The sequence below is a fragment of the Streptomyces nanshensis genome (assembly GCF_001751255.1).
In the GTDB taxonomy this organism is placed as follows: Bacteria; Actinomycetota; Actinomycetes; order Streptomycetales; family Streptomycetaceae; genus Streptomyces; species Streptomyces nanshensis_A.
Genome location: NZ_LJGW01000375.1, coordinates 20992 through 27203 on the forward strand (window position 1 = coordinate 20992; position 6212 = coordinate 27203).

6 protein-coding genes are annotated in these 6212 nt (G+C 72.8%); 1 reads left to right on the forward strand and 5 read right to left on the reverse strand.

Annotation, left to right across the window (positions count from 1 at the left end; genetic code table 11):
* Window positions 1-9: 9 nt before the first annotated feature.
* Window positions 10-936 carry a hypothetical protein gene (locus AN218_RS22170; RefSeq protein WP_070018644.1) on the reverse strand — a complete coding sequence of 309 codons (927 nt, stop codon included), beginning with the start codon at window positions 934-936 and terminating at the stop codon, window positions 10-12.
* A 312-nt stretch (window positions 937-1248) separates the two neighbouring features.
* On the opposite strand from AN218_RS22170, the gene AN218_RS22175 reads away from it, so the two are divergent.
* The gene (locus AN218_RS22175) at window positions 1249-1527 is read left to right on the forward strand and encodes a chorismate mutase (protein ID WP_070018650.1); all 279 of its coding nucleotides are present in this window, start codon (window positions 1249-1251) and stop codon (window positions 1525-1527) included.
* An 87-nt stretch (window positions 1528-1614) separates the two neighbouring features.
* Here AN218_RS22175 and pyk read toward each other — a convergent pair whose 3' ends face one another.
* The 4 genes from pyk to AN218_RS22195 all read right to left on the reverse strand — a co-directional run bounded on the left by pyk (window position 1615) and on the right by AN218_RS22195 (window position 6056).
* Window positions 1615-3051 (reverse strand): pyruvate kinase, encoded by a 1437-nt coding sequence (pyk, locus tag AN218_RS22180; protein ID WP_070018645.1) that lies wholly within the window; start codon window positions 3049-3051, stop codon window positions 1615-1617.
* Window positions 3052-3277: 226 nt separating this feature from the next.
* Window positions 3278-3991, reverse strand: a complete 714-nt coding sequence (locus tag AN218_RS22185) for an SIMPL domain-containing protein (RefSeq protein WP_070018651.1) — start codon at window positions 3989-3991, stop codon at window positions 3278-3280.
* A gap of 41 nt (window positions 3992-4032) precedes the next feature.
* Window positions 4033-4422 (reverse strand): VOC family protein, encoded by a 390-nt coding sequence (locus tag AN218_RS22190; protein WP_070018646.1) that lies wholly within the window; start codon window positions 4420-4422, stop codon window positions 4033-4035.
* Between the two features lie 113 nt (window positions 4423-4535).
* On the reverse strand, window positions 4536-6056 hold the full coding sequence (locus tag AN218_RS22195) for a lysine N(6)-hydroxylase/L-ornithine N(5)-oxygenase family protein (RefSeq protein WP_079132454.1): 1521 nt from the start codon (window positions 6054-6056) through the stop codon (window positions 4536-4538).
* Window positions 6057-6212 lie beyond the last annotated feature (156 nt).

The following is a 6212-nucleotide window of genomic DNA, read 5'->3' on the forward strand; positions in this document are numbered from 1 at the left end:
GGGCGCCGGTCAGGTGTCGCAGTCCAGCACCGAGTGGCACAGCCCGCAGCGCGCCCGCATCCTGCCGCGCACCGGGACGCGGATGCGCTGCTGGCACGTCGGGCACGGGAAGGAGACCCGCAGCGGCGAGCGGCCGTCGAAGGCGTACGACCAGGCGTCGGCGTCCGGCGGATACGGGGTGCTGGCGGGGCGTGCCAGCGCGTGACGACGGTCGCGTGTGTAGCGGCGGCGGCCCGCCCAGCCCGAGGCGGCCAGCGGCGGCCTGGCCTCGTCGGCGCGGGCCAGCCCCGTGCCCTTGAGATACGCCTCGTACGCCTGCGGGCTGGTGAACCACACCTCGGGGCCCTCCCCGAAGACCGCGGCCCGCTTGGCCAGGACGTAGCCGAACTCCTCCGGCGTGAGATAGCCCAGCTTCTGCGAGGAGACCTGGTCCTGCCGGAAGGCGTCCAGCAGCAGCCAGCCCGCGCCGAGATAGGTGGTGGCGGTGTCGGTGAGGATCTCGTTGTCGCGGGTGCCGTGGAAGGCGAGGCCGAGGCGGTGCAGATAGACGTGCATCACCTCGTGGGCGAGGGCGGCCCCGATGTCGCGCCGGTGCCGCTTGAAGCGGGCGTTCAGCTCGATGAAGTACTCGGGGCCCGCGGCCAGTTCGATGTGCGCCGCGTGCTCCATCTCCCGGAAGCTGACGATCATGCGGGCGTCCGGCAGCCTGAACTGCTGGACCATGACGCGCGCCACGCGCTGCACCCCGGCGTGGAGGTCCTCGGTGTCGGAGAAGGCGACGTCGGCGGGCGCGACGCTGACGTCGAAGCGCCGTACGGTGTCCCACGACAGCCGCTTGTAGAGCGCGGTGATCGCGGAGCGCACCGTGTCCAGATGCGGGAAGCCCCGCTCCACGGCGTCCGCGGCGGGCCCCGTCGGCGCTCCCTGTGCCGCCATGGACACCACCCCCGGTCTCTTCTCGGCCACTGTCACTGTACGGGCGCGGACCGCCCCCGCGGGCGGCATAGGCTCGTGCAGGCATCATCCCCGCGACCTGGAACGGCAGGCATGGCGAAGACCCACGGCGAGACCAGCGGGACCGGCGCGGCCCGCGGCACCGACGGCACCGGTGAGACTGGCGGTACCGACGGGACCGACGAGATCCACGGCACCGGCGGGAGGGGTGAGACCCGCGGGACCGGCGACCGCGGAAGCGGACCCGGCGGTACGGCGCCCGCGCCCGACACCACCGAGGGCGTCGACGAGGCGGTGCGCGCCGAACTGATCGCGCTGCGCGACAGCATCGACAACATCGACGCCGCCGTGGTCCATATGCTCGCCGAGCGCTTCAAGTGCACCCAGCGCGTCGGACGTCTCAAGGCCGACCACGATCTGCCGCCGGCGGACCCCGCCCGCGAGGCCCGTCAGATCACACGGCTCCGGGAGCTGGCGGTCAGCGCCAAGCTCGATCCCGCGTTCGCGGAGAAACTGCTCAACTTCGTGATCGCGGAGGTCATCCGCCACCACGAGACGATCGCCCGCACCTGAGCGTCGTGCGCCGGGCCGGGGGCGGGCCCGCTCGTTCCGTCCCCGCCGGCCCGGCGTCGTGCCCGTACGTTCTGCCGCCCCGCGTCCTCAGTGCGCGGGGGCGTCGTCCTCGCCGATGTGGTGGACGCGTACGAGGTTCGTCGAGCCGGAGACGCCGGGCGGCGAGCCCGCGGTGATGACGACCAGGTCGCCCTTCGCGCACCGCTCCAGCCGCAGCAGTTGCTCGTCGACCTGCGCGACCATCTCGTCCGTGCTCTGCGCGGTCGGCCCGGTGAGCGCCTCGACGCCCCACGTCAGGCTGAGTTGGGCGCGCGTGGCCGGGTCCGGGGTGAAGGCCAGCACCGGCACCGGGGAGCGGTAGCGCGACAGACGGCGCACCGTGTCTCCGGACTGGGTGAAGGCCACCAGATACTTCGCCCCGAGGAAGTCGCCCATCTCCGCCGCGGCACGGGCCACCGCGCCGCCCTGCGTACGGGGCTTGCTGTGCTCCGTCAGCGGCGGCAGGCCCTTCGCGAGCACCTCTTCCTCGGCCGCCTCGACGATGCGTCCCATCGTCCGTACCGTCTCGGCCGCGTGCTTGCCGACGCTCGTCTCGCCGGAGAGCATCACCGCGTCCGTACCGTCCATGACGGCGTTCGCGACGTCCGAGACCTCCGCGCGCGTGGGACGCGACGCGTCGATCATCGAATCGAGCATCTGCGTGGCCACGATGACGGGCTTGGCGTTGCGCCGGCACAGCTTGACCGCCCGCTTCTGCACCAGCGGCACGGACTCCAGCGGCATCTCCACGCCGAGGTCGCCGCGGGCCACCATCACACCGTCGAAGGCGTCGACCACCGACTGGAGGTTCACCACGCCCTGCGGCTTCTCCAGCTTCGCGATCACGGGGAGGTAGCGGCCCTCCTCCGCCATGATCCGGTGCACCTCCTTCACGTCGTCGCCGCTGCGTACGAAGGACAGGGCGATGACGTCGGCACCGGTGCGCAGCGCCCAGCGCAGATCCTCGACGTCCTTGTCGGACAGGGCCGGTACGGAGACGGCGACGCCGGGCAGATTGAGGCCCTTGTGGTCGGAGACCATGCCGCCCTCGACGACCCGGGTGTGCACCTCGGCGCCGTCGACGGCGGTCACCTCCAGCGTGACCCGGCCGTCGTCGACGAGGATGCGCTCGCCGGTCGTGACGTCGGAGGCCAGTCCGGAGTAGGTGGTGCCGCAGCGGGAGCGGTCGCCCTCCACGTCCTCGACGGTGATGGCGAACTCGTCGCCGCGTTCAAGCAGTACGGGCCCCTCGCGGAAGGTGCCGAGACGGATCTTCGGGCCTTGAAGATCGGCGAGGACCCCGACGGTCCGTCCGGTCTCCTCCGCCGCCCGGCGCACCCGGTGGTAGCGCTCCTCGTGCTCGGCGTGCGAGCCGTGGCTCATGTTGAACCTGGCCACGTCTATCCCGGCGTCGACGAGCGTCTTGATCTGCTCGTACGAGTGGCTGGCAGGTCCCAGGGTGCAGACGATTTTCGCGCGGCGCATGACCCGAGCCTACGACTTACCCGCAGGTAGAGACCGGCCCGCGGGGGATTCGTCAACGCCCTTCACGGCAGCGGCCGTTGACAACTTCTAAAGTGAGAAGCCGCTTGCTCCGATGAGCGCCTTCAGGGCTTTGCGGGGCGAGCCGTGCACAGGCTGTACGGAGGGGTGTACGGGGCGGGGCGCGGCGGTGCGGACGGTGTGCGCCGCGGCCGTCCGCACCCCTGGCTCACAGTGCGGGACGCGTCATCAGGAAGCGCGCGTTGACCTGCGCCTGCACCCGCTGCCGCTGCGGCTCAAGATCCAGCGCGGGCGCCGCGTCCCCGGCGGGAGCGCCCCGGTAGCCGGCGGCCCGCGCGCCGGGCGGCGAGGACGGGGCGGCGTTCTCCGCGCCCAGATCCGCCAACTCCACCAGCGCGACCAACTCCGAGCCCAGCGCCGCGGCGTACTCGCGGGCGCGCGTGACCGCCTCGCGCACCGCCTGCTGCCGGGCCTCGCGATGTGCGGGGGAGTCCTCGCGCAGCGCCCACCACGGCCCCTCGACGCGTGTCAGCTCCAGGTCGGCGAGGCGGGTGCTCATCTCGCCCAGCGCCGTGAAGTCGCCCACCGTGGCCGAGATCTGGACCCGTCCGTGGTAAGTGCGCACGCGTTCGCGGCGGCCCTTCTCGGTCAGTTCGGGAGACACCGAGAAGGTGCCCGTGGACAGCTTCTCCACGGCCTCGCCGTAGCCCTTGACCAGCTCCAGCACCTCGGAGTTGCGGCGCGTCAGCGACTCCAGCGCCTCCCGCCGGTCGGTGCCGCGCGCGCTGACGGTCACCGTGATCCGGGCGACCTCGGGGTCGAACTCGAGGCTCGCCTCGCCCCGTACGGCCACCCGCGGCTCGTCGGGAGTGCCGTACGGAAGGGGGCCGGAGGCTGCGGAGTGGCCGGGTGTGTTCGTCATACGGTCACTCTCGCAGAACCGGACGGACGGCCGCCGGGGGATCATCGAGGATCGTCGGGCCCGCCGGGACGGTGGCAGACCGCCTCCACGTTGTTGCCGTCCGGGTCGCGGACGAATGCCCCGTAGTACGACGGGTGGTACTCCGGCCACAGCCGCGGCGCGTGCAGCACGCCCGCGCCCGCCTTGAGCGCCGCCTCGTGGAAGGCGTCGACGCTGGCACGGTCCGCGGCGGCGAAGGCGATGTGGACCTCGCGGGCCTCGCCGCCGCCCGGCGAGGCCGGGCCCAGCCAGAAGGACGGTGCGGTGGTGCCGTAGCCGACGACCTCGCCGACGTCGAGGACGCGGCCCGCGCCGAGGGGCGCCAGTACGGCGTCGTAGAAGGCGGCGGAGGCCGCAGTGTCCTCAACCTGAATCGAAATGTGATCGAACATCCCGGTAGTCTCGCACCCCCGCCGCGCGCTGTCAGCGGCTCCCGGCACATGCGCGGCCGCCCTTGGCTCGTGGCCTTCCGCGCCTCGCCGCGCGCCCCGCCGCCCGCCCCGTCCTACGTCATGCGCAGCGGGCGGAACTGCGCGTGCTCCCGGTCCGCCTGCTGCGCCACGCCCCGGCTGCCGTTGGCCAGCGCCCCTTCCGGGCGCAGCCCGAACGTCGTGAACGCCGTACGCCGCGGCAGCCGGTAACGCTCCTCGCCCGTCAGGGAGTTGAGGATCACCGCGCTGCGGTGCGCCGCCAGCCCCAGATCCGGGGCGCCCACCCCGTGTGTGTGCCGCTCGGCGTTCTGCACATAGACCGCGCCCGCCACGCAGCGGTCCGTCATCAGCCGGTACTGCTCGTCGATGCGCACCCGCCCCGACGCGTCCCGCCGCAGATACGGCTCCAGCGACGCCAGTACGCCCTCCAGCGGGCGTTCGCGGTAGCCCGTCGCCAGCACCACCGCGTCCGTCGCCAGCCGGGTGCGGACGTTCTGTTCGGTGTGTTCGAGATGCAGCTCCACCCGCGTCGCGCCGATCCGGCCCGCCGTACGCACGGCCACGCCCGGCGTGAGCACCGCGTCCGGCCAGCCGCCGTTCAGCGTGCGGTGGTACAGCTCGTCGTGGACGGCGGCCAGCGTGCCGTGGTCGACGGCCTTGTGCAGTTGCCACTGCCGCGGGACCAGGCTGTTGCGCACCTGCTCCGGCAGACCGTGGAAGTAGCCGGTGTAGTCGGGCGTGAAGTGCTCCAGGCCCAGCTTGCTGTATTCCATGGGCGCGAACGCCGCGCTGCGCGTCAGCCAGTGCAGCCGCTCCCGTCCCGCGGGGCGGCGCCGCAGCAGATCGAGGAAGACCTCCGCACCCGACTGTCCCGAGCCGACGACCGTGATGTGCCCGGCCTCCAGCAGCCGTTCGCGGTGCTGGAGATAGGAGGCGGAGTGCACGACGGGCGCGCCCGCACCGACCGACGAGGTCAGGGAGCGCAGCGGCTCGGGCACATGCGGCGCGGTACCGACGCCGAGTACCAGGCTGCGGGCGTACGAACGCCCTTGCACCGGGGGCCCGTCCGGCTCCTGACGGGTGAAGTCGACGGCGAACAGGCCCAGTTCGGCGTGCCAGCGCACCGCGTCCACCCGGTGGCCGAAGTGGAGGCTCTCCAGGCCCGCGCAGACCCAGCGGCAGTACGCGTCGTACTCGGCGCGCTCGATGTGGAAGCGCTCCGCGACGTAGAAGGGGAAGAGGCGTTCCTGCGCCTTGAGGAAACTGAGGAAGGACCACGGGCTCGCGGGGTCCGCGAGCGTCACCAGATCGGCCAGGAACGGCACTTGGAGCGTGGCGCCCTCGATGAGCATGCCCGGGTGCCAGCCGAATTCCGGCTGCTGTTCGTAGAAGGCCGTACGCAGTCCGGGGATCCCGTCCGCGAGGGCGGCCAGGGAGAGGTTGAACGGGCCGACGCCGACGCCCACCAGATCCAGCGGGGGCCCCTCGGGGCCGCCGTCGGCGGACTCGTCCGGACGGCGCTGCTCGGGCAGCGTGCACGTCAGCCCGGCCGGGGCGGACGGCGGTGCGGTGCGCGGTTCGTCGGCGGTCGTCATGACAGATGGCTCCTTGCCGTGCTGATGATGCCGGGACCGAGAGCGGGACCGGTGCCCGTGCCGGGGTCGGAGGCGGGGCCGGAGACGGGGGCCGGCCGTGGGCGCGGTGCGGGCGGCGTCGCCGGCGGACCGGGGGAGACCGGCGCATCGGGCCTC